Source organism: Micromonospora sp. NPDC004336, from assembly GCF_053602615.1.
The window spans coordinates 1-24,388 of sequence record NZ_JBSGDY010000090.1 but is presented as its reverse complement, the minus strand read 5'-3'; the positions used below and the strand labels follow the sequence as shown (position 1 = coordinate 24,388).

19 protein-coding genes are annotated in these 24,388 nt (G+C 70.3%); 11 read left to right on the top strand and 8 right to left on the bottom strand.

Going from position 1 to position 24,388, the window contains the following annotated elements; all coding sequences use genetic code 11:
- Positions 1-82: 82 nt before the first annotated feature.
- Entirely contained in the window at positions 83-1,348 is a 1,266-nt protein-coding gene (locus ACWENR_RS18990; protein ID WP_452278301.1) for an NAD(P)/FAD-dependent oxidoreductase, read from the bottom strand.
- Positions 1,349-1,481: 133 nt separating this feature from the next.
- On the opposite strand from ACWENR_RS18990, the gene ACWENR_RS18985 reads away from it, so the two are divergent.
- The 3 genes from ACWENR_RS18985 (at position 1,482) to ACWENR_RS18975 (ending at position 5,316) form a co-directional block, all read left to right on the top strand.
- Complete coding sequence (locus ACWENR_RS18985; protein WP_452278300.1) at positions 1,482-3,056, top strand: helix-turn-helix domain-containing protein; 1,575 nt, start codon at positions 1,482-1,484, stop codon at positions 3,054-3,056.
- A gap of 288 nt (positions 3,057-3,344) precedes the next feature.
- Positions 3,345-4,934 carry a DHA2 family efflux MFS transporter permease subunit gene (locus tag ACWENR_RS18980; RefSeq protein ID WP_452278299.1) on the top strand — a complete coding sequence of 530 codons (1,590 nt, stop codon included), beginning with the start codon at positions 3,345-3,347 and terminating at the stop codon, positions 4,932-4,934.
- Positions 4,935-5,013: 79 nt separating this feature from the next.
- Positions 5,014-5,316, top strand: a complete 303-nt coding sequence (locus tag ACWENR_RS18975; protein ID WP_452278298.1) for a GNAT family N-acetyltransferase — start codon at positions 5,014-5,016, stop codon at positions 5,314-5,316.
- Positions 5,317-5,407: 91 nt separating this feature from the next.
- Here the strand turns inward: ACWENR_RS18975 and ACWENR_RS18970 are convergent, their stop codons facing one another.
- Both ACWENR_RS18970 and ACWENR_RS18965 read right to left on the bottom strand, forming a co-directional pair.
- Positions 5,408-6,505, bottom strand: coding sequence for a hypothetical protein (locus tag ACWENR_RS18970; protein WP_452278297.1), 1,098 nt, complete (start codon positions 6,503-6,505; stop codon positions 5,408-5,410).
- Positions 6,489-7,799 (bottom strand): MFS transporter, encoded by a 1,311-nt coding sequence (locus ACWENR_RS18965; protein WP_452278296.1) that lies wholly within the window; start codon positions 7,797-7,799, stop codon positions 6,489-6,491. The genes ACWENR_RS18970 and ACWENR_RS18965 overlap by 17 nt, the downstream gene beginning before the upstream one ends.
- Positions 7,800-8,174: 375 nt before the next feature.
- On the opposite strand from ACWENR_RS18965, the gene ACWENR_RS18960 reads away from it, so the two are divergent.
- Positions 8,175-9,227: a hypothetical protein gene (locus ACWENR_RS18960; protein ID WP_452278295.1), complete on the top strand. Its 1,053-nt coding sequence runs from the start codon at positions 8,175-8,177 to the stop codon at positions 9,225-9,227.
- A gap of 122 nt (positions 9,228-9,349) precedes the next feature.
- Here the strand turns inward: ACWENR_RS18960 and ACWENR_RS18955 are convergent, their stop codons facing one another.
- The 3 genes from ACWENR_RS18955 to ACWENR_RS18945 all read right to left on the bottom strand — a co-directional run bounded on the left by ACWENR_RS18955 (position 9,350) and on the right by ACWENR_RS18945 (position 11,578).
- Complete coding sequence (locus ACWENR_RS18955) at positions 9,350-10,165, bottom strand: RNase H family protein (protein ID WP_452278294.1); 816 nt, start codon at positions 10,163-10,165, stop codon at positions 9,350-9,352.
- Positions 10,166-10,197: 32 nt separating this feature from the next.
- On the bottom strand, positions 10,198-10,953 hold the full coding sequence (locus ACWENR_RS18950; protein WP_452278293.1) for a hypothetical protein: 756 nt from the start codon (positions 10,951-10,953) through the stop codon (positions 10,198-10,200).
- Positions 10,954-11,044: 91 nt separating this feature from the next.
- On the bottom strand, positions 11,045-11,578 hold the full coding sequence (locus tag ACWENR_RS18945; RefSeq protein WP_452278292.1) for a DUF4352 domain-containing protein: 534 nt from the start codon (positions 11,576-11,578) through the stop codon (positions 11,045-11,047).
- A 106-nt stretch (positions 11,579-11,684) separates the two neighbouring features.
- Here ACWENR_RS18945 and ACWENR_RS18940 point away from each other — a divergent pair, with 106 nt between their 5' ends.
- The 7 genes from ACWENR_RS18940 (at position 11,685) to ACWENR_RS18910 (ending at position 23,129) form a co-directional block, all read left to right on the top strand.
- Positions 11,685-13,622: an N-6 DNA methylase gene (locus ACWENR_RS18940; protein WP_452278291.1), complete on the top strand. Its 1,938-nt coding sequence runs from the start codon at positions 11,685-11,687 to the stop codon at positions 13,620-13,622.
- 117 nt (positions 13,623-13,739) lie between these two features.
- Positions 13,740-15,701: a type I restriction-modification system subunit M gene (locus ACWENR_RS18935; RefSeq protein ID WP_452278290.1), complete on the top strand. Its 1,962-nt coding sequence runs from the start codon at positions 13,740-13,742 to the stop codon at positions 15,699-15,701.
- Positions 15,698-16,942: a hypothetical protein gene (locus tag ACWENR_RS18930; RefSeq protein ID WP_452278289.1), complete on the top strand. Its 1,245-nt coding sequence runs from the start codon at positions 15,698-15,700 to the stop codon at positions 16,940-16,942. Before ACWENR_RS18935 ends, ACWENR_RS18930 begins: the two co-directional genes overlap by 4 nt.
- A 47-nt stretch (positions 16,943-16,989) precedes the next feature.
- A complete protein-coding gene (locus ACWENR_RS18925) occupies positions 16,990-19,986 on the top strand; it encodes a type I restriction endonuclease subunit R (protein ID WP_452278288.1) in 2,997 nt (998 codons plus the stop codon).
- A gap of 217 nt (positions 19,987-20,203) precedes the next feature.
- Positions 20,204-20,803 carry a hypothetical protein gene (locus tag ACWENR_RS18920; protein ID WP_452278287.1) on the top strand — a complete coding sequence of 200 codons (600 nt, stop codon included), beginning with the start codon at positions 20,204-20,206 and terminating at the stop codon, positions 20,801-20,803.
- A 47-nt stretch (positions 20,804-20,850) separates the two neighbouring features.
- A complete protein-coding gene (locus tag ACWENR_RS18915) occupies positions 20,851-22,443 on the top strand; it encodes a serine/threonine-protein kinase (protein ID WP_452278286.1) in 1,593 nt (530 codons plus the stop codon).
- The gene (locus ACWENR_RS18910) at positions 22,440-23,129 is read left to right on the top strand and encodes a DUF6308 family protein (RefSeq protein ID WP_452278285.1); all 690 of its coding nucleotides are present in this window, start codon (positions 22,440-22,442) and stop codon (positions 23,127-23,129) included. The genes ACWENR_RS18915 and ACWENR_RS18910 overlap by 4 nt, the downstream gene beginning before the upstream one ends.
- A 56-nt stretch (positions 23,130-23,185) precedes the next feature.
- Here the strand turns inward: ACWENR_RS18910 and ACWENR_RS18905 are convergent, their stop codons facing one another.
- Both ACWENR_RS18905 and ACWENR_RS18900 read right to left on the bottom strand, forming a co-directional pair.
- Positions 23,186-23,770, bottom strand: a complete 585-nt coding sequence (locus ACWENR_RS18905; RefSeq protein WP_452278284.1) for a hypothetical protein — start codon at positions 23,768-23,770, stop codon at positions 23,186-23,188.
- 283 nt (positions 23,771-24,053) lie between these two features.
- Entirely contained in the window at positions 24,054-24,257 is a 204-nt protein-coding gene (locus ACWENR_RS18900; protein ID WP_452278283.1) for a DUF397 domain-containing protein, read from the bottom strand.
- Positions 24,258-24,388: the final 131 nt, after the last annotated feature.

Genomic DNA, 24,388 nt, shown 5'->3' with positions numbered 1-24,388 from the left:
CTGCCGATGGCGGTGATGTCGGTGATCGGCATGTCGCTGTTCAACTTCCAGCTCACCCTGGCCGCGCTGGCCAAGACCGTCTTCAAGACCGGCGCGGGTCGAAGGGGCGCAGCTCCACCGGCTGCCCGCCGCCGGTGATCTGCTCGGCGAGCAGCTCACCGGTGAGCGGGCCCAGGGTGATGCCCCACATGCCGTGCCCGCCGGCGGCGAAGACGCGCGGCGACCGGGTCCGGCCGATCAGGGGCAGCCCGTCGGGGGTGCAGGGCCGCGAGCCGACCCACTCGTCGGCGCGGGCGTCCAGGTCGGCGCCCCGCAGCAGCGGCCGCGCGGCCTCGGCGATGGCCGAGATGCGGCGACGGTCCAGCGGCGCCTCGGCGCTGCGGAACTCCATCATCCCGGCGACGCGCAGCCGGTCACCCAGTGGCGTGCAGGCGACGCGCTGCGCCGGGAAGTAGACCGGGCCGGACGGCAGGTGCTCGATCGCGACGCTGAAGCTGTACCCCCGGCCGGCCTGCACCACCGTCCGGACGCCGAAGCGCCGGCCCAGCTCGCCCAGCCAGGTGCCGGTCGCCAGCACCACCGCGTCGTAACGCTCGTCGGTGCCGGCGGAGGTGACCACCCGTACCCCCGCGCCCTCGTCGCGGACGTCGACGACGTCGGCGCCGTCGACGATCGACGCGCCCCGGGCGCGGACGGCGTCGGCCAGCGCGTGCACGTACTGCCCGGGGTTGACGTAGCGCTGGTCGTGCAGGCGGATGGCGGCGCCGACGTTGTCCGACAGCGAGGGCTCCACCTCGCGCGCCTCGGCCCCGGTCAGCACGTCGAACTCGATCTCCTGGCCGGCGGAGTGGATGTGCGCCAACTCGTCGAGCAGGACCGAGCGCTCGGCCTCCGTGCGGTACGCGGCGATGAACGACTTCGCCTCGTGCGTCATCGCCCCGACCCCGCCCTCGGTCAGCGCGTCGAACGACGCCAGCGCGCGCCGGTTCATCGGGATGAACGCCCGCATCGCGGTACGCCACTTCGACGCGGTGCTGTGCCGGGCGAAACCGGTCAGGAACCGCAGCAGCCGGGGGTCGGCGCGCGGCGGCACGTAGACCGGCGACGACGGGCTCAGCACGGCGCGCAGCCCGTAGCGCAGCACCGCCGGCTCCGGCAGGGGAGTGGTGATGCCGGGGGTGAGCCAGCCGGCGTTGCCCCACGACGCGCCCGCCGCCACGCCCTTGCGGTCGAGCACGGTGACCTGGACGCCCCGTTCCTGCAGGAACCAGGCGGTGGCCAGCCCGACCATCCCCGCGCCGATGACGGCGACGTGTCGGGGGGCGGGGGCGGACTCGATCGGGGGCATGGTCGGCTCTCTCCTTCGGGTGACGGGATTCCGCCAATCCTGGCCCGGCCGCGCCGGTACGTCATTGTTTTGCCAGGCCAAGGCTTGTCTCACCGATTGGTCGATGCGAACAACGGCGGGGCACAATCTGGTCGTGATCACCGTGGCTGGCGTGGTGGACGCGGTCGGCGCCGCGTTGCTCAAGGTCGTCGTGCCCGCCGGCGAGGCGGAGGTCCGCGACGTGACCCTCGCCGAGCCCGACGACGCCGCGAGCGGCCAGGGCGGCGACCTCGTCCTCGGCGCCGGCATCGGCACCCCGGAGCAGGCGCTCGCGGTCGTGGCGCGCTACGCCGAGGCCGGGGCCGCAGGCCTCGTCCTCAAACCCCCGCTGGCCGCGCACCCCGCCGTCACGGCCGCCGCGGCCGAGCGCCACCTGACCCTGGTCGAGCTGCAGAGCCACGGGTCGTGGGCGCAGCTCGTCTGGCTGCTGCGCGGGGTGATCGACCGCGCCGTCGCGCCCGGCCCCGCCGACAGCGGCGAGGCCGGGGTGTACGACGAGTTGTTCGCCCTCGCCGACGCGGCCGCCGCCGTGGTCGACGCGCCGGTGACGATCGAGGACGCCCAGTCGCGGGTGCTGGCGTACTCGTCACGTCAGGACCGCGCCGACCCGGCGCGTGTCTCGACGATCGTCGGGCGACGCGCCCCCGGCGACGTGATCGCCCACTTCCGGTCCCGGGGCGTCTTCCGCAAGCTCGCGACGGGCAGCGAGCTGATCTTCGTGCCGCAGGGGCCCGACGGCACGCTGCCGCGGCTCATCATCCCGATCCGGGCCGGCGGCGAGCTGCTCGGCTCGATCTGGGCCGTCGTCGAGGGGCCGGTGCCCGACGGGCGCCTGCGCGATCTCCAGGGCGCGGCGTCGGTGCTGGCGCTGCACCTGCTGCGCCTGCGGGTGCAGGCCGACGTGACGCGCCGGGTGTCGGCCGAGCGCCTGCGCGCCGCGCTGCGCGCCCCCGGCGCGATGAGCCGGGAGGAGCTGGCGCTGCCCGAGGGCCCGTGGCGGGTGGTCGCGCTCGGCGCGCACGACGGTACGGGCGAGACGGTGGACGACCTGGCGCTGTGGGAGTCGATCACCCGCCGGCACGGGTGGCGCCAGCCGCTGATCGCGGACGTCGGGGGCGTCCTGTTCGCCGTCCTGGTCGACGAGGGCGACGCGCCCGGCTCGCGGCCGTGGATGGAGCGGCTGGTCCGCGACATCGCGGTGCACGACCCGGGGCTGTGGGCGGCGTCGGGCGGCGTGGCCAGGAACCTGACGGAACTGCCACGGTCGCGGGCCGAGGCGGCGGAGCTGCTGGCGCTGCCCGGCTCGGCCCGGCGGCGGGACCCGGTGCTGCGGTTCGAGGACCAGTGGGCGGAGGTGGTGGTGCACCGCGTGGTCAGCGCGGTGCCCGGCGCCGACCTGCTGGTCGGCGGGCCGCTGCCCGACCTGGTCGCCCACGATCGGCGGCACGGCACCGACTACGTCGCCACGGTCGCGGCCTGGCTGGAGCAGCAGGGCGACCCGACGAAGGCCGCCCGGCAGCTGCACGTGCACCCCAACACGCTGCGCTACCGCATGCGCCGCCTCACCGAGGTCGTCGCCGTCGACCTCGACTCGCCGCGCGCGCGGCTGGCGCTGCAGATCCAGCTCGCCGCGTTGGGGCCCGCGCCGGACCCGACCCGGCCGGCGTAGCGGCCGGCGCGCGTACCGCTCCCGTCGCCGCGCGACGCCGTCCGCCGGACGGGCGTCGCGGGCCGAACATGCCCGCGGCGCGCTCGCAATCTCCCGAACTGGGCCTTTCGGCGGAACTTGTACGCAGTGACGTCGATCTCGACAACCGGAAATCCGGAAGCTAATTGTCACCGCCGGTCGTTAGTCTGCCGGCGGACATCGCTGCGCACGTGACAGCGCGCGCCTGGTGCCGACCGCATCCGGCGCCGGCCGGCCTCCGCCGGCCCCAACGGGGATTCAGGAGACTTTGTGACACAGAAATCCATCGCGACCGCCGACAAGCTCGACGGCGCGGTACTCAAGGTGGCGGGGGTCGTCGTCCTCGGCGCCATCATGTCGATCCTCGACGTGACGGTCGTCAGCGTCGCCGTGCCGACCTTCCAACGCGAATTCGAGGCGACCTACGCCCAGGTCGCCTGGACGATGACCGCCTACACGCTCGCGCTCGCCACCGTGATCCCGCTCAGCGGCTGGGCCGCCGACCGGTTCGGCACCAAGCGGCTCTACATGGTGGCGCTCGCGCTGTTCACCATCGCGTCCGGGCTGTGCGCCACCGCCGACACCATCGAGCAGTTGATCGGCTACCGGGTGCTGCAGGGCCTCGGCGGCGGCATGCTCATGCCGATCGGCATGACGATCATGACGCGGGCGGCCGGTCCGCACCGCATCGGCCGGCTGATGGCCGTCCTCGGCATCCCGATGCTGCTCGGCCCCATCGGAGGCCCGATCCTCGGCGGCTGGCTGATCGACACGGCGAGCTGGCACTGGATCTTCCTGATCAACCTGCCGATCGGCGTCGTCGCGCTCGTCTACGCCGCGCTGGCGCTGCCGAAGGACGCCCCCGAGCCGTCCGAGTCGTTCGACTTCGTCGGCATGCTGATGCTCTCGCCGGGTCTCGCCCTGTTCCTCTACGGCATCTCCACCCTGCCCGAGACCGGCACCTTCACCGACCCCGAGGTGTGGCTGCCGATGCTGGTCGGCGCCGCGCTCGTCGTCGCGTTCGTCCTCTACTCGTTCAAGCCCCGGCACCCGCTGCTCGACCTGCGGCTGTTCGCCAACCGCAACCTGACCATCGCGACGATCACCCTGTTCGTGTTCATCATCGCGTTCATGGGCGCCGGCCTGCTGTTCCCGAGCTACTTCGTGCAGGTCCGCGGCGAGTCGACGCTGACCGCCGGCCTGCTGATGGCGCCGCAGGGCCTCGGCGCGATGGTGACGATGCCGGTGGCCGGGATGCTGGCCGACAAGATGCCCGTCGGCCGCACCGTGCCGTTCGCGCTGATGCTCATCGCCGCCGGGTTCTTCACCTTCACCCAGCTCGACCCGGACACGTCCTACGTCCTGCTCTGCGGGTCGCTGTTCGTCATGGGCCTGGGCATGGGCGGCACCATGATGCCGCTGATGACCTCGGCGCTGAAGACGCTCAGCGCCCACGAGGTCGCCCGCGGCTCCACGCTGGTCAACATCCTCCAGCAGATCGGCGGCTCCGTCGGCGCCGCGGTGATGTCGGTGATCCTCACCAACGAGCTGAAGGGCTCGCAGCCGATCCCCGGGGTCACCGGCCCGAACGGCGAGCCGGTGACCGAGGCCGGCCTCGCCACCACCCTGCAGCAGCAGCCGGAACTGGCCGCGCAGTTCCCCGTCGACCAGTCGCTGATCGACCGTGGTCTCGACTTCGCCGCCGGGGCGTTCGCGAACACGTTCTGGGTCGCCTTCGCGCTGGTGCTGGCGACGTTCGTCCCGGCCGTGTTCCTGCCGCGCCGGCGCGAGCCGTCGCACCTGCTCGACGACGAGCAGGGCGGGACCGGGCCGGAGAAGGTCCCCGTCCTGATCCACTGATCTGTCGGCTCGGGGCCGTCGGGGGTGTTCCCCGGCGGCCCCGACCGGTCGGTGGGGCGGCGCGTGGTTGGATGGCGGGGTGCAGTTCACCGTGGCGGACGCGCCGGAGCGGGAGCGCTTCGAGGCGCGGGACGAGTCCGGGACGCTGGCCGGCGTGGTCACCTACCAGCTGACCGGCGCCATCATCGTCTACACCCACACCGAGGTCGTGGCGGAGTTCGAGGGTCGAGGCGTCGGATCGACCCTGGCCCGGGCGGTCATGGACGACGCCCGCGCCAGGAGGCGGACGGTGGTGCCGATCTGCCCGTTCCTGCGCGAATGGCTGGGCAAGCACCCCGAGTACGACGCCATCGTCGCCCGCTCGACGCGCAAGGTGAAGTAGCGGGCCGAGCCGACCGGCGGCCTCACCCATCGGTCCGGGGTGCCGAGTGCGGCAGCTCGGCGCGCTTACGGCGCGTCGTTGCCGAAGGACCTCATCCCGTCCGGTCCGGGTCGTCAGCTGTGGACCCGTCGCCCGTCGGGTCCCGGGTCAGAACCGCGGCCCACGCCCGCAGTCGTCTCCTGACATCGGACTTCAGAACCAGGTTCGCGATGCCGCCGCCGCTGACCGCGCCCCCGAGACCGATGCCTGCCGCGCCGAGCATGATGTCGCCGTCGGCCAGGCTCCTGAGCCCGAGGCCGATGAGCGCCACCCCGAGACTGACGCCTGCCGTGCCGAGCAGGAGGTCGCTGTCGATCAGGCCCGTGATGCCGAGACCGATGACGGCCCCGGCACCCAGGCCAGTGAGCGCTGTGCCGAGCAGGATGTCGTTGTCGATCAGCTCTGCGACGCCGAGGCTGACGAGGGCCACCCCGGCACCGATGAACGCGGCGCGAGAGAGGACGTGGTCGTCGGTCAGCTTCGCGATGTCGAGGCCGGTGAGCGTCACCCCGGCACCGAGGCCGATGAGCGCTGTGCCGAGCAGAGTGTCGTCGTCGGTCAGGTTCGCGACGCCGAGGCTGACAAGCGCCGCACCGGCACCGATGAACGCGGCGCGAGAGAGGACGCGGTTGTCGGTGAGGTCCGCGATGCCGAGGCCGATGAACGCCGCTCCGGCACCGACGAACGCCGCGCCGAACAGAACGTCGCCGTCGGTCAGGTCCGCGAAGCCGAAGCCGATGATCGCCACCCCGGCACCGATCTCGGTTGTTCCCCACAGCATGGCGATGGCGGTCCTGGCGTCCCTGGAGGCGAGAACCGCGGTGATGGTCAGGGCCACTGCCGTCAGAGTCGCGTACGCGGCCCAGGCGGCCGGACCAAAGACAGCCATCGCTGCCCCGACCAGGGCCAAGGCCAGCAGAGCCCGGGCCACGTAGCGGACCAGGGGCGCCCGGGGCGGAAGCCTGCGCAGCCAGGTGGCCGCCGAGAGGGCCGCGCCGGCCACCGTCGCCGCGGCCACGCCCCGGTAGCCGACGTCGTTGCTCAGGACGTTGACGCCCATGCCGCCGGCGGCGCCGAGGAACACCCCGGACAGTCGCCCGCGCCAGTCCAACCCGGTCCGCGGCCCGTCGGTCTCACCATTGGTGGTCACCCTGACAGCATGACGTGACCGGTCGAGTCCGGCGCACACCCGGGAGAGCGCCTACGGCTGGCCGCACCGGCGTGGGAAGGCCGGCCGGCCTCGCCGCGACCAGCGCCGCGAGCAGGGCGACGCCCGCGCCGAACGCCATCAGCACCGACGGCGACGTCGCGTCGACCACGACGCCGCCGAGCAACGCGCCCAGCGCGATGGTGGCCTGGAACGACGACGTGAACAGCACGGACGCCGCCTCGGCCGGGCCGGTGTTCGACGCCGCGAACCAGGACTGCGAGCAGACCGGCACGGCCCCGTAGGCGAGGCCCCACACGGTGAGCAGCGCCACCGCCCCGACCGTGGCGGTGCCGAACACGGGCAGCAGCCCGGCGGCCGCGGCGAGCGCGACGGCAGCGACGATCAGGGTGGCCCGCAGGCGAAGCCGCACGGTCGTGCCGGCGACGAAGTTGCCCACGACGCCGGCGACGCCATAGACCAGCAGGAACGGGGTGACCGAGCCGACGCCCGTGACCTGCTGCAGGAACGGCGTGACGTAGGTGTACGTGCCGAAGTGCGCGGTGACGATCAGGACCGTCAGGATCAGCGCGGTGCGGCCGGCGCGACCCCGCACCACGTCCACCAGCGCGGCGAGCCCGACCGGCTGGGCGGCGGGCAACGGCGGCAGCGCCGCCACCAGCGCCAGCAGCACGACGGCGGTGAGCGCGGCGAGCACGACGAACGCGGTGCGCCAGCCACCGAGTTGGGCGATGAACGTCCCCGCCGGAACGCCGAAGACCGACCCCAGCGGTACGGCCGAAAAGATCACCGCGGTGGCCACCCCGACCCGTTCGGGCCGCACCAGCCGTGGGGCGAGGCCCGCGCCGATCGACCAGAAACCACCGATCACGACGCCGACGAGCGCGCGGGACGCCACCATGACCGGGTAGGACGTGGCGGTGGCGGCGACGAGATTCGCCACGGCCAGCAACAGGATCAGCCCGCACAGCAGCCTCCGCCGGTCGAGCCGGCCGACGGCGACGGTGACGGCTGGCGCCGACACCGCCGCCAGCAGGCCCGGCATCGTCATCGTCAGCCCGGCGATGCCGTCGGAGACGCCGAACGTGGACCCGATCGAGGTCAACAGGCCGATCGGCAGGATCTCGGCGGTGACGATGACGAAGATGCCCATCGCCACCGAGACGACCGCGAACCAGCCGCGCGGAGGTGGCCAGTCGGCGACACGGTGGGGCGCCGGCCCGGACGTCGTCGACGACCCGGCCCTCACCGAGCCGGAGGAAGTGCTCGCGGGCATGCTCGCGGCGGTGGTCGGCATGGATCGACTCGGCATCCGTCAAGCCAACAGCGCTCCACGGGCGATTGCTGGCGGCTTTCAGCCGCGAATGCAGGCGGGGCCCGCACCGCCGGCGGCGGCGAGTCGCTCGCTCCGCGGCGATTCGACCTCGTCGCGACCCCTTCGGTGCAGGGCACGGCGCAAGCCGGCGGGCCGGGCGGGGCGGGAACCGGCCGGAACGGTACCGGACCGCCCAGAGTCGGTCGATGCCGCCTTCACCGGCAACAAGCGACAGCATCACCCCGTGACTCGTGGACCCGCACCGGTTCGCCAATTGCGGGCCCACGGCCGTTCCGGGGCCGCCGGTCGGGGGAACGGCCGGCTAGGGTGCGGGCCATGCGCGTACGTCCTGCCGGACTCCTCCTCGCCGCGGTCGCCGCGGTGCTCTGGGCGCTCGGGATGACCCTCCTGCAACCGCTGACAGAGCAGGTCGGGCCGTGGCCCGAGGCGCTGCGCGGCAACAACGCCTACTGGGCCCGCGACCTGCGTTTCGTCGCGATCGTCGGGGCGGTGGCGGGGCTCGTGCTGGCAGGTGGCGGCAACCGCCGGTGGAGCGTTGCGGCGGTGCTGCTGGGCGGCGCGTGGCTGGCCGCCGACGTGGCAGTGGACCGGGCCGACCCCACCGGCGCGGGTTCCACCGTGCTGCTCGCCGTCGCCGGCTGCGCGGCCGTCGCCGGTGCCGCCGCCCTCGCCGTACGCCGGCAGCGCGGTGACCGCGATCGGCGGGCGCTGGTCGCCACCGCCTGCGTCACCGGAGTGTCGGTGCTGATCGCCGCAGGCATCGAGTCACCGACCGACCGGGAGCCGGAACTGAACCCGGCAGCTGTCGGCACCAGCCTGCTGCTGCTCGCCCTGACCCTCGGTTGCGCCCTGACGGCGGCCCCGGGGCGGCACCCGGCCCGGCAGCGGCTGGCGGTCGGGATCGGCGCGGCGGCCGCCGTCGCGGTCCTGTTGGTGCGGGCGGTGCCGCCCGGCCCGCGGATCCTGCCCGGAGTGCTGCTCGGCGGGGTGCTGCTAACCGGGGCCAGCCTGCTGGCCTGGGACTGGCCGGGCGGGCGGCCGGTCTGGCGGCGGCATGCCCTCGCCGCCCTGGCGGCCCTGCTCGGCCCGTACGCGATGCTGCTGATCGTGCTCATCGGCACCCTGCCGCTCAACCCGGGCGCGCCGCTGACCGCGCTGGCCGGCAACACCGCCATCAACAGCGCCGATTCCGACGTGCTCTACTCGCTGTCCGGGGTGCTCGCCGGCCTCGGGATGGCGTTGCTGCTGGCCTTCCCGCCAGCCCTCGGCTACCGCCCGGCTGGCCCGGAGCGCCCCGACGGACCCGATGGACCGGAAGGGCCGGAGGAGCCGGACGGGCTGCGCCGGGCCGGTGCTGACCGGCGGTAACGCCGCCCGGGACGGCCGCAGTCGTGCCGTGGTGCCTTGGCGGCTGCCCCACGCACGATGATGGACGAGAGCCAGATCAACCCGGGCGCGCCGTCGCCGGCCGGGGCGGGCTGCGTCTGCGGTCAGCGCGCGACGCTGGTGTGCCAGTCGCGCAGGAAGGCGTCGACGAGGGCGTGCGCCCGGGGCCGTACGTCGAAGGACTCGCCGAGCCGCCGGCGCGCCATGTGGGACAGGCCGTCGGCGGCCTCGTTGAGGGCATGGCCGCTGTGCCCCTTGACGTGGGCGAAGGCCAGATCCGGCCGCCGAACCACGTGCTCGGCGAGGCGCACCAGCGTCGGCTGGTCGGCCCAGCGGCGCGGCCGGAGGCTGTAGCCGGCCGGCATGGCGTCGGTCTCGCCGCCCTGCCAGCGGTGCAGGTAGCGCAGGGCGGCCAGGCTGTCCAGCAGCACGGTCATGCCGGCCGGCGCCTCGTCGTACGCGGACAGCAGGAAGTCGACCGCCCGCAACTCGTTGATCAGGACGCGCGAGGCGCCCGTCAAGTCCAGCCGGCCGGTGCCTCTGCCGCACAGGCCGTAGTGGCCGTCGCTGGCGACGTATCCGATGCCGCCGGCGCGTCCCTTCCAGCTCGCGTCGGTCGCGGCGACGACGGCCGCGGACGTCCCCGCCCAGCGGCCGACCCGGCCGCGACCACGCTCGGGGCTCGGCTGCGGGCGGTGGACCTCGTGCCGGGCGGCCTGCTCTTCCGCCGTGTCGAGCAGTTGTCGGGCCGAGTCGAGTTCGTCGTAGTGGGCGGCGGTGAGAGCCAGCCGCACGGCGTCGCCGATCCGCTGGCAGTCCTCGCAGCGGGTGACGCGGGCGTAGGCGCGCAACGCGACGGCACGGTCGCGCAGGGGGTCGGGCAGCAGGTCCAGGGCGCGCAGGAACTCATCGGGACGCACGTCGTCTCCTGACGTCTCGTACGAGGAAGGGTTCAGAGGACCTTGATCGAGTCGACCTGGAGCAGCGGCACCGTCGTCTCTCCGCCGATCTGGGTGTCGTAGCTGAAGGCGCTGAGCACGGTGACGTTGGCGCGGAAGATGTCGTCCTCCACCAGGTTGTCGAGGTCCGCCGCCAGCCCGGTGAGCAGCGTGTTCGTCTCGTAGTCGTACTCGTCGGCCATCCGCCGGTGCGCGACGTTCGCCCGGAAGGTGTCGACGCCCGTCGCGGCGTCGAACTGGGTGACCCGGCCGAACACTACGTAGGTCTTGCCGATGTACGCGTCGGGGTTCTTGGCGATGAGCTTCCATTGCCGCTCGCTCAACGTCTTGTAGGACGGCGGCTTGGGCGGGGGAGCGGCCTTCGTCGGCGACGGGGCCGCGCTGGTCGGCGCGGTAGTGGTGGGTGCAGCGGTTGTCGGCGCTGCCGTGATCGGGGCGGCGCTGCTCGCAGCGGGCGACGTCGAACTGTTCGCGCGGGCAGCCGGGTCGGTGTTGTCGCCGGCCGCCGCGCCGATGACGGCCCCGGCGGCGAGGGCGGTGACGAGGGCGAGGGCGGCGACGGCCCAGGTCCGGCGGTGGGAACGCTGCGGCGCGGCGGGGGCGCCGAGCGCGACATCGTCCTGCGGGACGGTCTCCGCGCGGGTCGGTACGGCGGCGATGGCGTGCGACTCCTGCCACGATGCGTGCGGCTCCCTCGCCGGCTGGTCGGTCGGCTCTTCGGAGGGCTTCGGGATGGTCGGATCGGTCACGACGGTTCTCCTGTGAACTGCGGTGGCTGTGGGTAGGGACGCCGGGGTGGCGAGGGGCGGGCAGACCGCCCGCCCCTGAGACGTCGAGATGTCAGCTGAGGGCAACGGTGACGCCGCCGGAGAACGGCGAGTCGTGCAGCTCGAGCTTGGTGAGCTTGACGTTCTTCGGGATGTCGAAGACCACGACGCCGGTGACCTGGTTGCCGGGGTTGATGTCGTTGAGGAACGTCTCGGCGTTCTTGTTGGCGTAGATGGCGGCGCCGGTGTCGGAGGAGTACTCGGTGCCATCGGCCGCGTACGCCTTCTGGCTGCTGCCGTCGAACATCTGCGACTCCTTGCCGATGTTCTTGACGTTGATCGTGATCAGGCAGAACTGGCCCTGCGCCTTCTCGCCGAGCACGCTGTCGCCGACCTTGGCGACGCCGCACTTGGACGACTTCACCGTGAACTCGAACTTCCCGTCCCGGGCCGGCTGGCCGATCTTGGCGGTCTTCGCGGCCTTGTCGTCGCCCTTGGCGGCACCGTCGCCACCGCCCGAGCTGCTGGAGCTGTCAGTGGCTCCGGAGCTGCAGCCCAGCGCGACGACGGCGGTGGCGATGAGGGCGAGAGTGGTGGTCTTGCGCATCGAAATCCTCCTGGTGTGAACCGTGGCGGCGTCAATGAGAACACTAGCTGTGAACACTGTCAACAGACATGATGCTTGACGGGTGTGACACACTCTGGAGGTGCAGGTGAACCCGACCATTACGGCGGCGGAGATCGCCCGGCTCGCCGGGGTGGGTCGCGCCGCGGTCAGCAACTGGCGGAAACGCCATCCCGACTTCCCGGCCCCGGTGGGTGGCACCACGGCCAGCCCCGAGTTCGACCTCGCCGAGGTCGAGCGGTGGCTTCGCCAGCAGGGCAAGCTCCCCGAGCTGTCCCGAGTCGACCGGCTCTGGCGCCACCTGGCCGCCGCTGGGGAAACCCCGGCGACCGGGCTGGCCGCCGTCGGGGCCCTGCTGCTCGCCCGGCAGCGCAGCGGACGACCACGCCGGGGCCACGCCGACACGCCCGTCGTCGCCGATCTGCGACCCGAGATCGACGCGCTCGCCGACGAGCTGGGGCCGCAGACCGCCTTCGACGAGCTGTGGCGGCGCTTCTCCACACCCGCCTCGGGCCGTCCCTGGGCAACCCCGGACGAGCTGGCCGACCTGATGGTCGAGCTTGCTGGCGTCGGCGGCGGTTCCATCCTCGATCCGGCCGCCGGGTCCGGCGCCACGCTGCGGGCCGCCGTCCGGGCCGGCTGCGTCGCGGCCTACGGACAGGAGCTCGACGACGACCTCGCCCGACTGGCCGGGCTGTGGCTCGCCCTGCGCGAGGTGCCCGGCGAGGTGTGCCCCGGCGACTCACTGCGCGTCGACGCCTTCGCCGGCCGCACCGTCGACGCCGTCATCTGCCACCCACCGTTCGGCGTCACGAACTGGGGCAACGAGGAACTCGGCTACGACCCCCGCTGGGAGTTCGGCGTCCCGCCACGCACCGAGCCGGAGCTGGCCTGGGTGCAGCATGCCCTGTCCCACCTGCGCCCCGGGGGGCACGCCGTGATCCTGATGCCGCCGGCGGCTGCCGGGCGGCGCGCGGGCCGGCGGATCCGCGCCGAGCTGCTGCGCCGGGGCGCGCTGCGCGCCGTCATCGCACTCCCGAGCGGGGTGGCCGCGCCGCACGGCGTACCGCTGCATCTCTGGGTGCTGCGACGGCCGACGGCCGACGCGCCTGCACCGGCGCGGGCGCTGCTGGTCGACGCCGCGGAGGGTGACCTTCCCGAACTCTCGGCGCGGGTCCTGGCCGCCTGGAGGACCTTCATCGCCGCGCCCGACGCCGAGATCGAGGAGGCCGGCTTCGCCCGCGCGGTGCCGGTCATCGAGCTGCTCGACGAGGAGGTCGACCTGACTCCCGCTCGCAGGCAACCCGCCGTCGGGGGCGAGCAGAGCGGCGAGCATCTGGTACGCACCAGAGAACGGCTGGCCGCCATCGTCGGCGACCTGCCGACGTTGATGCCGCAGGTCACGCCCGTGCCCGACGGGGCCACACCGCTCGTCGTGACGGTCGCCGAGCTGGCCCGCAGCGGCGCGTTGCAGCTGATCGGCCCCATCCGCGCCAACTCGTCCGCAGACGTCGGCGGATCGCATGGCGGGCGGCCAATGCTCACCATGCAGGACGTGCTGGCCGGCGTCGACGCCTCCGGCCAGTCCGACGACCGCCTGGGCCAGGAGATCCCGCTGGCGGTGGGCGACGTCGTGGTGCCGATGATCGCCCGCACGCTCGCCCCTCGGGTGATCACCGCCGAGGGTGCCCTGCTCGGTCGCAACCTCTACCTGCTGCGCCCCAACCCCGCCGCGCTCGACCCGTGGTTCCTCGCCGGGCAGCTGCGCACCTCGGCCAACGAGAAGCAGGCGTCGAGCCTCTCTGGGACCCTGCGTTTCGACATCCGGCGGGCCCAGGTGCGTCGCCTGCCGCTCGACGAGCAGCGGGCGCACGGGGAGGCGTTCCGGCGCCTCGGCGCCTTCGAGTCGGCAATCCGACAGGCGGCGTCGCTGGGGGCCGAGCTGGTCCAGCTCACCGCGGACGGCCTCGCGCGGGGGTCACTCCAGGCTGAGCAGCGGCCGAGCGGTAAGCGACCGAGCCGGTAAGGGACCAATCGCCGTCCCTGCTGACGAAACGGGCTCCTCATCCGCACCGGGTGGGGGACTGCACCGCTTCAGGGCAGCGGCCATACTCCTCCACTTAAGGCAATCGAAAGGAACCTGGTGAGTACCAAGCACCAAGAGCTCGCGAACTTCATCTGGTCGGTGGCCGACCTGCTGCGCGGCGACTACAAGCAGTCCGAGTACGGCCGGGTCGTCCTGCCGCTGACCGTGCTGCGACGACTCGACTGCGTGCTGGAGACGACGAAGGACGCGGTGCTTGCCAAGCACGCCCAGCTCAAGCAGCTCGGCGTGCAGAACATGGACCCGGTGCTGCGCAAGGCTGCCGGCCTGTCGTTCTACAACACCAGCGAGATGTCCTTCCGCAAGCTGCTCGGCGATCAGGACCACGTCGCGTTGAACCTGCGCGCATACATCGGCGGCTTCTCGCCGGGCGCGGTCGACGTGCTCGAGAAGTACGGCTTCGACACCCAGATCAGCCGGCTCGCCGAGGCCGGTCTGCTCTATCAGGTGGTCGCCAAGTTCGCCGACATCGACCTGCACCCCGACGTGGTCTCCAACCACCAGATGGGGTACGTCTTCGAGGAGCTAATCCGCCGCTTCTCCGAAATCAGCAACGAGACCGCCGGTGAGCACTTCACCCCGCGCGAGGTCATCAAGCTGATGGTCAACCTCCTGCTCGCTCCTGACGAGGACGACCTGGTCACCCCCGGTATCGTCCGCAAGATCTACGACCCGGCCTGCGGCACCGGCGGCATGCTCAGCGAAGCCCAGGACCACATCCAGGAGCACAACCCGCACGCCACCGTCGAGGTGTACGGGCAGGAGCTCAACGGCGAGACGTATGCGATCTGCCGCTCCGACATGATGCTCAAGGGCGGCGACCCGACGAAGATCGCCTACGGCAACTCGTTCAGCCAGGACGGCCACGAGGGCGAGCGCTTCGACTACATGCTCGCCAACCCGCCGTTCGGCGTGGAGTGGAAAAAGGTCGAGAAGTTCATCAAGGACGAGCACGCCCGCCGCTTCGCCGGCCGGTTCGGGGCGGGGCTTCCCCGGATCAACGACGGCTCGCTGCTCTTCCTTCAGCACATGATCTCCAAGATGAAGCGCCCCGAGGACGGCGGCAGTCGTCTGGCGATCGTCTTCAACGGCTCGCCGCTGTTCACGGGCGCCGCCGGGTCGGGGGAGTCGGAGATCCGCCGCTGGATCCTGGAGAACGACCTCCTCGAAGGCATCGTCGCCCTGCCCGACCAGCTCTTCTACAACACCGGCATCTCCACGTACTTCTGGATCCTCACCAATCGCAAGGATCCGGCCCGCGCGCGTAAGGTCGTGCTGCTCGACGGCCGCGACTACTGGACCAAGATGCGCAAGAGCCTCGGCGACAAGCGCAAGATGCTTACCGACGAGCACATCGCCGAGCTGACCCGGGCGTACGTCGACGCGCTGTCCATCGCGGAAGACCCGCAGCACCCGCAGCACGCCAAGGTGAAGGTCTTCAAGACCACCGACTTCGGCTACCAGCGGATCACCGTCGAGCGCCCGCTGCGGCTGCGCTTCGAGGTCACCGAGGAGGCGGTCGCTTTGCTCGCGGAGGCGAAGGCGGTCCTCAAGTACGCGGAGCGGGAGTCGCTGCTGGCGGCGGCGAAAGCGCTGATCGATACATCGTCCGCGACGCGGGGCGACTTCGCGATGAAGCTGAACGGGTTGGGGAAGCTGCCGGCGGCGGTGGAGAAGGCGGTGTGGGAGGCGTTCTCGGTCAGCGACCCGGAGGGGGAGGTGCAGACCGACCGTAAGGGCAAGCCCCTGCCGGACACCGACCTGCGCGACAACGAGAACGTCCCGCTGGATGAGGACATCCACGACTACCTCAAGCGCGAGGTGCAGCCTCATGTTCCCGACGCCTGGATCGATGATAGTAAGACGAAGATAGGGTACGAGATTCCCTTCAACCGTCACTTTCACATTTACCAGCCCCCACGCCCGCTATCGCAGATTGATGCCGAAATCTCGGCGCTGGAAGTCGAGATTAAAGAGTTGCTCGGCGAGGTGGCTAAATGACCGTCGCGATGGTGCCGTTGCGTTACATCTTACGGCCCCGCGAGGTCGTCAATCGGTCAGATCTGCCGGTGCTGTCGGTATACCGAGACCTTGGGGTTGTCCGGAAAGACTCTCGAACGGACAACTTCAACAAAACTCCGATCGACCTTTCTCGATACCAAGTAGTGCGCCCAGGTGACTTGGTGATCAACAAGATGAAGGCGTGGCAAGGGTCGTTGGGTGTTTCTCGGCACGACGGAATCGTTAGCCCGGACTACCTCGTGTGTGCCGTCTCGTCCGTGGTTGATACTCGCTACCTGCATTATTTGCTGCGCTCGGCGCCGCTCATTGCTGAGTATCGCAGGCGATCAAAGGGGATACGGCCAGCGCAGTGGCGGCTTTACTGGGATGACCTTGCCACAGTTGGGGTAGCTCTTCCTGCCCGTCGAGAGCAGCGGCGCGTGGCCGAATTTATCGACGATCAGGGTGCGAGGATTGACGGTATTCTAGAGGCGCGGGGACGGCAATTGAAGCGGCTTGAAGAGCGTGAAATTTCGCGCATCTTCGCCGCTGTTGGCGGCGTTGACGAGCCAGGTGACCGGAAGCATAGCGGGCTGCGTTGGTTGGGTGACGTGCCCGAGGGCTGGCCGGTTCTCTCCGTCTCGAGTCAGTTCGAGGTTCTTCTCGGCAAGATGCTCAACCAGGAGCGGGCGCGAGGCGAGCATCTGAGGCCCTATCTACGCAATACCAACGTCCAGTGGGATCAGATCAATACCGACGACCTCTTGGTGATGGACTTCCCGCCGCACGAGCGGATCCGGTACGAGATCCGTGTCGGTGATCTGCTGATCTGTGAGGGTGGTCAGCCGGGACGAAGTGCGATCTGGGACGGCAGCGTCCAAGAGATCTACTACCAGAAGGCGCTTCATCGGGCCAGGTCGCGTGGCCGCAGCTCCGTGCGGTGGCTGTTCTACTGCCTTCGCGCGGCGACGGCGCTGGACGTCTTCACGGTGGAAGGAAACACGACCACCATCGGCCATCTGACCGGGGAGCAGTTGAGAGCACATCGATTCCCGTTTCCGGACCGTCATGTCCAGGATCGCCTCGTCGGCGAACTGGACGCAGCAGCCGTGGCGGCTCGGCGGGCCCAGTCCACCATCAGGAAGCAGGTCGAACTTCTGACTGAACGGCGGCAGGCGCTGACAACGGCAGCGGTCACCGGACAGATTGACGTAGCGACGGCACGGGGGGTGGACGTATGAGGCTAGTGCATCAGGAGCAGTCATTGGAGGCCGCGATTGAGCGTGCGATGGTCGGTTGGGGGTGGTTGCGCGGAACGACCACCAGCTACCACCAGCAACTCGGTCTTGACACCGCCGAGCTGTTCGCGTTCATCGGTGCAACGCAGCCGGACGAGTGGGCGAAGCTGCTGGCCTACCACGGAAACAACCCGGACGAGGCGCAGCGGCAATTCGCCCAGTACCTGGCCAAGCAGATCGACGAGCGCGGCCCCCTCGACGTTCTCCGCCGAGGCGTCAAGGACAAGGGTGTGCTCATCCGGCTGGCCTACTTCAAGCCCGCCCACGCCATCACCGACGACGCCCTGAAGCTATACCGCGCCAACCGCCTCACCGTCACCCGTCAGCTTGCTTACTCGACCAGCAACAACAACACCCTCGACCTGGTTCTCTTCGTCAACGGCATCCCGCTCGCCACGGCCGAGCTGAAGAACCCGCTGACCGGCCAGACCGTCGAGGACGCCAAGGAGCAGTACCGCAAGACGCGCGACCCGAAGGAACTGCTCTTCGCTCGGCGTACCCTCGTGCACTTCGCCGTGGATCCCGACCTGGTCTTCGTGACGACAAAGCTGGCGGGGGAGAAGACCCGGTTCCTGCCCTTCAACACCGGGTCGGACGGGCCGGGCGTCTCCGGCGGCGCCGGAAACCCGCCGGCCAGCGCCTCCGGTTACCGCAGCTCCTACCTGTGGGAGCAGATCTGGCACCCAGACACCTGGATGGACCTGGTGCGGCGGTTCCTGCACACCGACAAGGAGTCGCGGAGCCTGATCTTCCCGCGCTACCACCAGTGGCATGCGGTCACCCAGCTCACCGACCATGCGGCCCGCCACGGCTCCGGCCACAACTACCTGGTCATGCACTCGGCCGGGTCGGGCAAGTCGAACACCATCGCCTGGCTTGCGCACCGGCTGTCCAGCCTGCACACCGCGCCCGTGGTCGACGACGAGCGGCTGCGGCCCAACGAGCCGGTCTTCGACAAGGTCATCATCATCACCGACCGGGTGGTGCTGGACCGGCAGTTGCAGGACACCGTCTTCCAGTTCGAGCACGTGCCCGGCGTGGTGCAGCGGATCGACAAGGACTCCGCGCAGCTCGCCGCCGCCCTCCAGGGCGAAGCCGCCAAGGTTGTCATCACCACCATGCAGAAGTTCCCCTACATCCTCGACAAGGTGCAGGGGCTCAAGGGCAAGCGGTTCGCGGTCATCGTCGACGAGGCGCACTCGTCGCAGTCCGGTGACTCGGCCGCCGCGCTGAAGAAGGTGCTGCTCAAGCTGGGCAGCGACGACGTGGACGAGTCGGGTGACCTGCTCACCGCCTCGGCGCTGGCCCGGGGCCGGCACGAGACGCTGTCGTACTTCGCGTTCACCGCCACGCCGAAGCCGAAGACCCTGGAGCTGTTCGGCACGCCGCACCCGGTCACCGGCAACCCGCAGCCGTTCCACACGTACTCGATGCGGCAGGCCATCGAGGAGGGCTTCATCCTCGACGTGCTGCGCAACTACGTGACCTATAAGGCGTACTGGAAGCTCGCCAACGCCAACCCCGACGACCCGGACGTCGACCCGAAGAAGGCCGGCGCGCAGCTCGCCCGCTTCGCCAGCCTGCACCCGACGATGCAGGCGCAGAAGGCGGAAATCATCGTCGAGCACTTCCGCAAGCACACGGCGCCGCGCCTTGGCGGTCGCGCCAAGGCCATGGTGGTCACCGGCTCCCGCGAGGCCGCCGTCCGCCTGCACACCGCCATCAGGAAGTACGTCGACATGCAGGGCTACGTCGGCTGCGACTCCCTGGTCGCCTTCTCCGGTGAGCTGGAGGTCGATGGCGTCGAGCACACCGAGGCGCGGGTCAACGGGTTCAGCGAGGGCGAGTTGCCCGAGAAGTTCGCCTACGCCGCCGCCGACGCCAAGCACGCCGGCACCCCGAGGGCCAAGCAGGACACCGAGTACCGGATCCTGGTCGTCGCCGAGAAGTACCAGACCGGCTTCGACCAGCCGCTGCTGACCACGATGTACGTCGACAAGCTGCTCAAGAGCGTCGCCGCCGTGCAGACCCTGTCCCGGCTCAACCGCACCCACCCGCTCAAGGCCCAGGGCGACATCTTCGTCCTCGACTTCGTCAACGAGGCCGGCGACATCGCCGAGCAGTTCAAGCCTTACTTCGAGACCGCCGCCACCACCCCCACCGACCCGAACCTGCTCTACACCGCCCAGAACGCGGTCACCGGGTATCCGGTGCTGGTCGACTCGGAGATGCAGGCGTACGCCGAGGCGCTGCTCGCCGCCGAGCGTAAGGCGACCACCGACACCGGCCTCCAGCGGGCGCACGCCGCGCTCTACCGCTTCACCGAACCGGCCGTCGACCGCTACAAGGCCCTCGCCGACGACGACCCCGAGGCCGCCGACGGCTTCCGGTCCGCGCTGCGCGACTACACCCGGATGTACGCGTTCCTCAGCCAGGTCGTGCCCTACCACGACGAGGACCTGGAACGCCTCTACCTCTACGGGCGGGCGCTGCTCAACAGGCTGCCCCGGCGGCAGGACCCGTCCGTCGACATCGGCGAGGTGCAGCTGACCCACCTGCGGGTCAGCAAGACCGGCGAACACGACGCGTCGCTCACGCCCGAGGGCGAGCAGATGCTGCCCGGCTTCGTCGGCGGGGGAGCGGGCCGGCAGCACGACCCGGAGAAGGTCGCCCTGTCGGAGCTGATCGATGCCTTCAACGACAAGTTCGGCATCGGGCTCGGCGAGGCGGACAAGGTCTGGGTCGAGCAGCAGATCGTCGCCTTGGCCGAGGACGGCACCCTCGAAGCCGCCGCGATGGTCAACGACGAGAGCAACTTCGGCGTCGTCTGCGACAAGCGGATCGAGGACGTGATCCTGTCCCGACACGACGACAACGGCAAACTCATGCAGCGCTACCTCGACGACGAGAGCCTGCGGTCGCAGCTCAACCAGTTCGCGCGCCGGCAGGCGTACCAGATGATCCGCCGCCGCAAGGGCATCGCCTGACCTTCCACTCTCGCCGAGAGGAGGACGGTTGTCCCCGTCCGAACCCCCCTTCCACCTCTGGGTCGCTACGGACGACTCCCAGACAGTGGTGGCGCTTGCGCCACTGAGGATGTCGAGAACCGCACTGAAGCACGAGTGGGGAAGCCTCACGCACCTGCGGGCAATGCCGGCGTCCAAAGGACCGCCCACAGTCGTCTCCGTCGTCGTGCTCTGCACCGTGGTGCTGATCGCCACCTTGCTGCTCTGCCTCAGCGCTGCGCCGGTACTGGTCATTCTCATCCTGGCGACGCTTTTCCTCGGAGTCGGACTGGTGGCGATCCTGTCCAAGGCGCCGCCTCTCCAGGTGGTCGCCCCGGACGAGGCGGCGTTTCCGGAGCTGCACCGCACGCTCGACAGGCGGGAGGAGCGTGAGGAGTTCCTGGATCTGATGGCGATGGCTGAGCAAGCTGGCCGTGCGTTGCCTGCCGTAGCGGAAGCGATTGATCCGGCTGAGGGAGGCGAGTTGCTCGCGCAGGTGCTGTGGGAGGCGGCCGATGTCCTCAGCCGTCGGCAGCGGCTTCGCCACCAGGTCGCCGGGCAGAGGCACCAACCGGCGCCGACCGTGGCGCCGGGCAGTCACGCCGCCCGGTCGCTCGAGGAACAGCGAGCGAAGGTGCGGTCACTGTGGGAACAGAACAAGGCGGAACTGGCCCGGATCGAGACCGCTGTCGAGCTCGCAGCCGTCGCCGCCGAGAACGCAGCCCATGACCCGGACGCCGTCGGCGCAGTTCGCGAGGCGTACAACGAGCTGGCTGCCGTGTACGGAGAGCGGTACTAGCTGGTCCGTACGAGCGGAATCTGCCGCTGAGGAAACAGGAGAGGCGTATGCAGGCGCAGGAGCGGGTGGCCGATCGGTACGAGCTGACGTATCCGATCGGGCACGGCGGCATGGGAGAGGTGTGGGCCGGCTTCGACGAGAAGCTGGACCGCCCGGTCGCCATCAAGTTCCTGCGCCAGCTCACCATCCCTGAGAGCGAACGAGGCATTGCTGTCGAGCGGTTCATGCGGGAGGCCCGGGTCACCGCCCGACTCGACCATCCCGGCGTGCCCAGCGTCCACGACGTCGGATACCACAACGACGACATCTACATCGTCATGCAGCTCGTGCCCGGCATGCTCCTCTCCGACCTGATTGCTGAACGCGGCTGGCTCTCCGTGCCATGGGCCGCGGCGATCGGGGCGCAGATCTGCTCCGTGCTGGCGATGGCGCACGCCGCCTCCCTGGTGCACCGCGACCTCAAGCCGCAGAACCTGATGGTGACACCCACCGGCTCGGTCAAGGTCCTCGACTTCGGGGTGGCTGCCCTGCTCGGCCCGGCAGACGTACCCCGCCTGACAGCCACCGGCCACACCCTCGGCACGCCCACCTACATGGCGCCCGAGCAGGCGTTGAACAGCACGGTGGGCCCGAAGGCCGACCTGTACGCGCTCGGTTGCGTGCTGTTCGAACTGCTGACCGGCGATCCGCCCTACCGGGCGGACAACCCGCTCGGCATGCTGCACCGGCACATGAACGACCCGATCCCCTCGGTGACGGACCACCGCGCAGGCGTGCCGGAGGCGTTGGTGCAGCTCGTCGTGCGGATGCTCGCCAAGGACCCGCAACACCGTCCCGGGTCCGCCGCTGAGGTGTACGAGATCCTGATGCCGCTCGGTGCTGTCGAGTCGGACCTTGCCGCCGACCTGGCGACGATGGCCGTGGACGGCCAGCGGGTCGATCCGACGATGCCCTACCGGTACCCTTTCGGGCCGCTGCCGCCCCGGGCGCCCCTCGCCCCCACGAAGATCGACGTGGTGCGGCCCCGCAACGCTCCGGAGGTCATCCACGTCCCCTCTCCCGACGAGCTGGCGGAGGTCGAGGAGCGGGCCTGGGAGCTGGCAGAGGAGGAGCGGTTCACCCAGGCGGCCGAGCTGCTGGAGACCGCACTGCGCCCGATCCGCAAGGCCCACGGCGCGGCCAAACAGCCGAGGATCCTTGAGCTGCGCGTCAACCTGGCCAACCTCTACGTCCTCGCCGGCGCGTTCCGGCAGGCCCTGCCCGAGTTTCAGCGGCTGATCCCTGACCTGGCCGCGCGACCGGTGCCCGACCAGGAGCTGATCTGGCAGTGCCGGCAGCAGGCGGCCGTTTGCCAGGCGGAATTGGGTGAGGCAGCCGCCGCGTTGGCTGAGCTGCGCACTCTGCTGGCCGAGGAACAGCGGGGGCGATCCCCGGATGCGGCAGAGCTGTTCCCGCTGCGGCAGCAGATCGCCATGCTCGCCGCCGGGCTCGGCGACGTGACAGATGCTCGGCGTCAGCTGACGGACCTCCTACGGGACGTCACTGACCGGTACGGGCCGGAGTCGTCCGCTGCGGAGGAGATCGCGGCGCTGCTCAGCCATCTCCACCGGCTGGACGAGAACCTGATGGGGCAGGCATGAAACAGCAGCTGGCTCTCGCGGAGATCCTCGCGATTCTCGGCGAACCGCAGTCCGTCACCGACCTGAAGCGGTACTTCGGGCACGCCGGCGAATCGGCTTTCACCGGTGGACAGTTCGAACGACTCGGAGGCGGTGGCGACCGACCGGAGACCTGCAACTTCATAACGGCGGAGGACCTGATCGCGGTCGAACTGCTCAGCGTCCGGGTGCCGCCGCGCACCGCACTGAACCTGTTGCAGGGCGCTCTGGGAGAGGCGGTGTCGGCGGAGCTGGGCAACATACCGACGACCGTTGCGCTGGGCCACCCCGACGCGGTTGATTTCATCGAAGAGGGGCGACCAGCCGACCAGGCGTGGCAACTGCTGCGATGGAAGGCCGACGGGATCGGCTGGGTCGTGGCAGGGAAGCTGCTCGCCCGCAAGCGGCCCCACCTCGTACCGGTCTACGACGAGGTTGTCGCCTGCGCCTTCCGCACGGGCAAAGGCTTCTGGCGCTGGCTGCACGACCGCCTGGGGGAGCAGGGCGCGATCCTCGCCGAACGGCTCGCCGATCTCCGGCGGGAAGCCGGCCTGCCGGACACCATATCCCTGCTTCGGGTTCTCGACGTGGTCGTGTGGATGCGCCACCGTGACGAGCACACGGGCTACCGCTGCCAGGGCGTCCGACTCCCTACGAGCGGCGCTTGACGCGGCGCGGTGCCTGTGCCGCAGTCGACTGTGACGGCAGGTGGGGCTCTGCGCGGTCAGGGCCACGTCGTCGGGGGCGGGCCAAATGCGCGACGACCGGCCCGCACAGCCAGAGTGGCGAGGGCAGCGTTGGCGCCACCACCAATCACGGCACCGATGCCGAACGGTGCCACTCGACCGAGAACGATGATCCCCTGCTTGGTTCCGAACTTCGTGACGAAGTGTTTCCCTAGAACCTTGTTGATCTGACGCAACGTTTCGGCGGGCACCTTGGCGACCACCTGGCGCCCCCAGTGTTGCCCCGTACGCTCGGCGACCTTGGTAATGGTGGCGGAGCCAGACCCGCCGAGCATGATGCCCATCACTATCGTTCGGCGGCGTTCGATCTCGTCGATCGGAACTCCGTGGACTTCGGCGATCGAAAGCGCGAAGAGAGCGCTCAGCTGAAGAGATGAAAGAGCCTCGCCGGCCGACAGCGCCAGCGCGACACCCGTGCCGACGCCGGGCGCCGCTGCAGTTCCTCCAACTGCAGCGCCCGTCCCGGTCAAGGCGCTGACATACATCCGCTCCAGGTTGCGGATGACCTGTGCCGGTGTGGCCTCTGGGTTCCGCTGACGGGCCCGGGCGATGGTCTTACGCACCAGTGGACTCTGGAGGGCGATGGCCTTATCCAGGAGGTCGAGGACTCGCTGCCCACCTACGGCTGCTTCCGGACCCGCTTCGTCGTGGGTACCTGCTGCCATGCGTTGAGCTCCTCAGGTTGTGATTTTCCAGCGGAGTCTCCCATTCGATCAGTCGAGCTGAACTTGCGCCAGATGGCCGATCGGTGGACGCCGTACTACCGGGCACGTCCGTTGTTTGAGACGCTGCGGGGGTGGACGGCTCGAACAGCGTCCGTCAGGGCAGCACAATGGTGGGCCTGATTCAGGCTGTCAGGCCAGCGCCCTTGACTCCACTGACGAAGGTTTGCCAAGCGTCCGGGGTGAATGCCAACACTGGCCCCCTGTCGTCCTTCGAGTCGCGGACGGCGACGATGTCGGGCAGGTTGGAGGCCACCTCGACGCACTCGCCACCGTTGCCGCCGCTGCGGGTGCTCTTCCGCCAGACGGCGCCGCTGAGGTCAGTCATGCCGCATCTCCCCGATAATCTTCTTGATCGTGTCTAAGAGCGTGTTTGAGATCGGGTTGATCAGGTCCGGGTGAAGGTGCGGCGGGCTTGGCGGCGTGCGGGTTGGCCGCGGGTGATGCGGCGGGTCATGC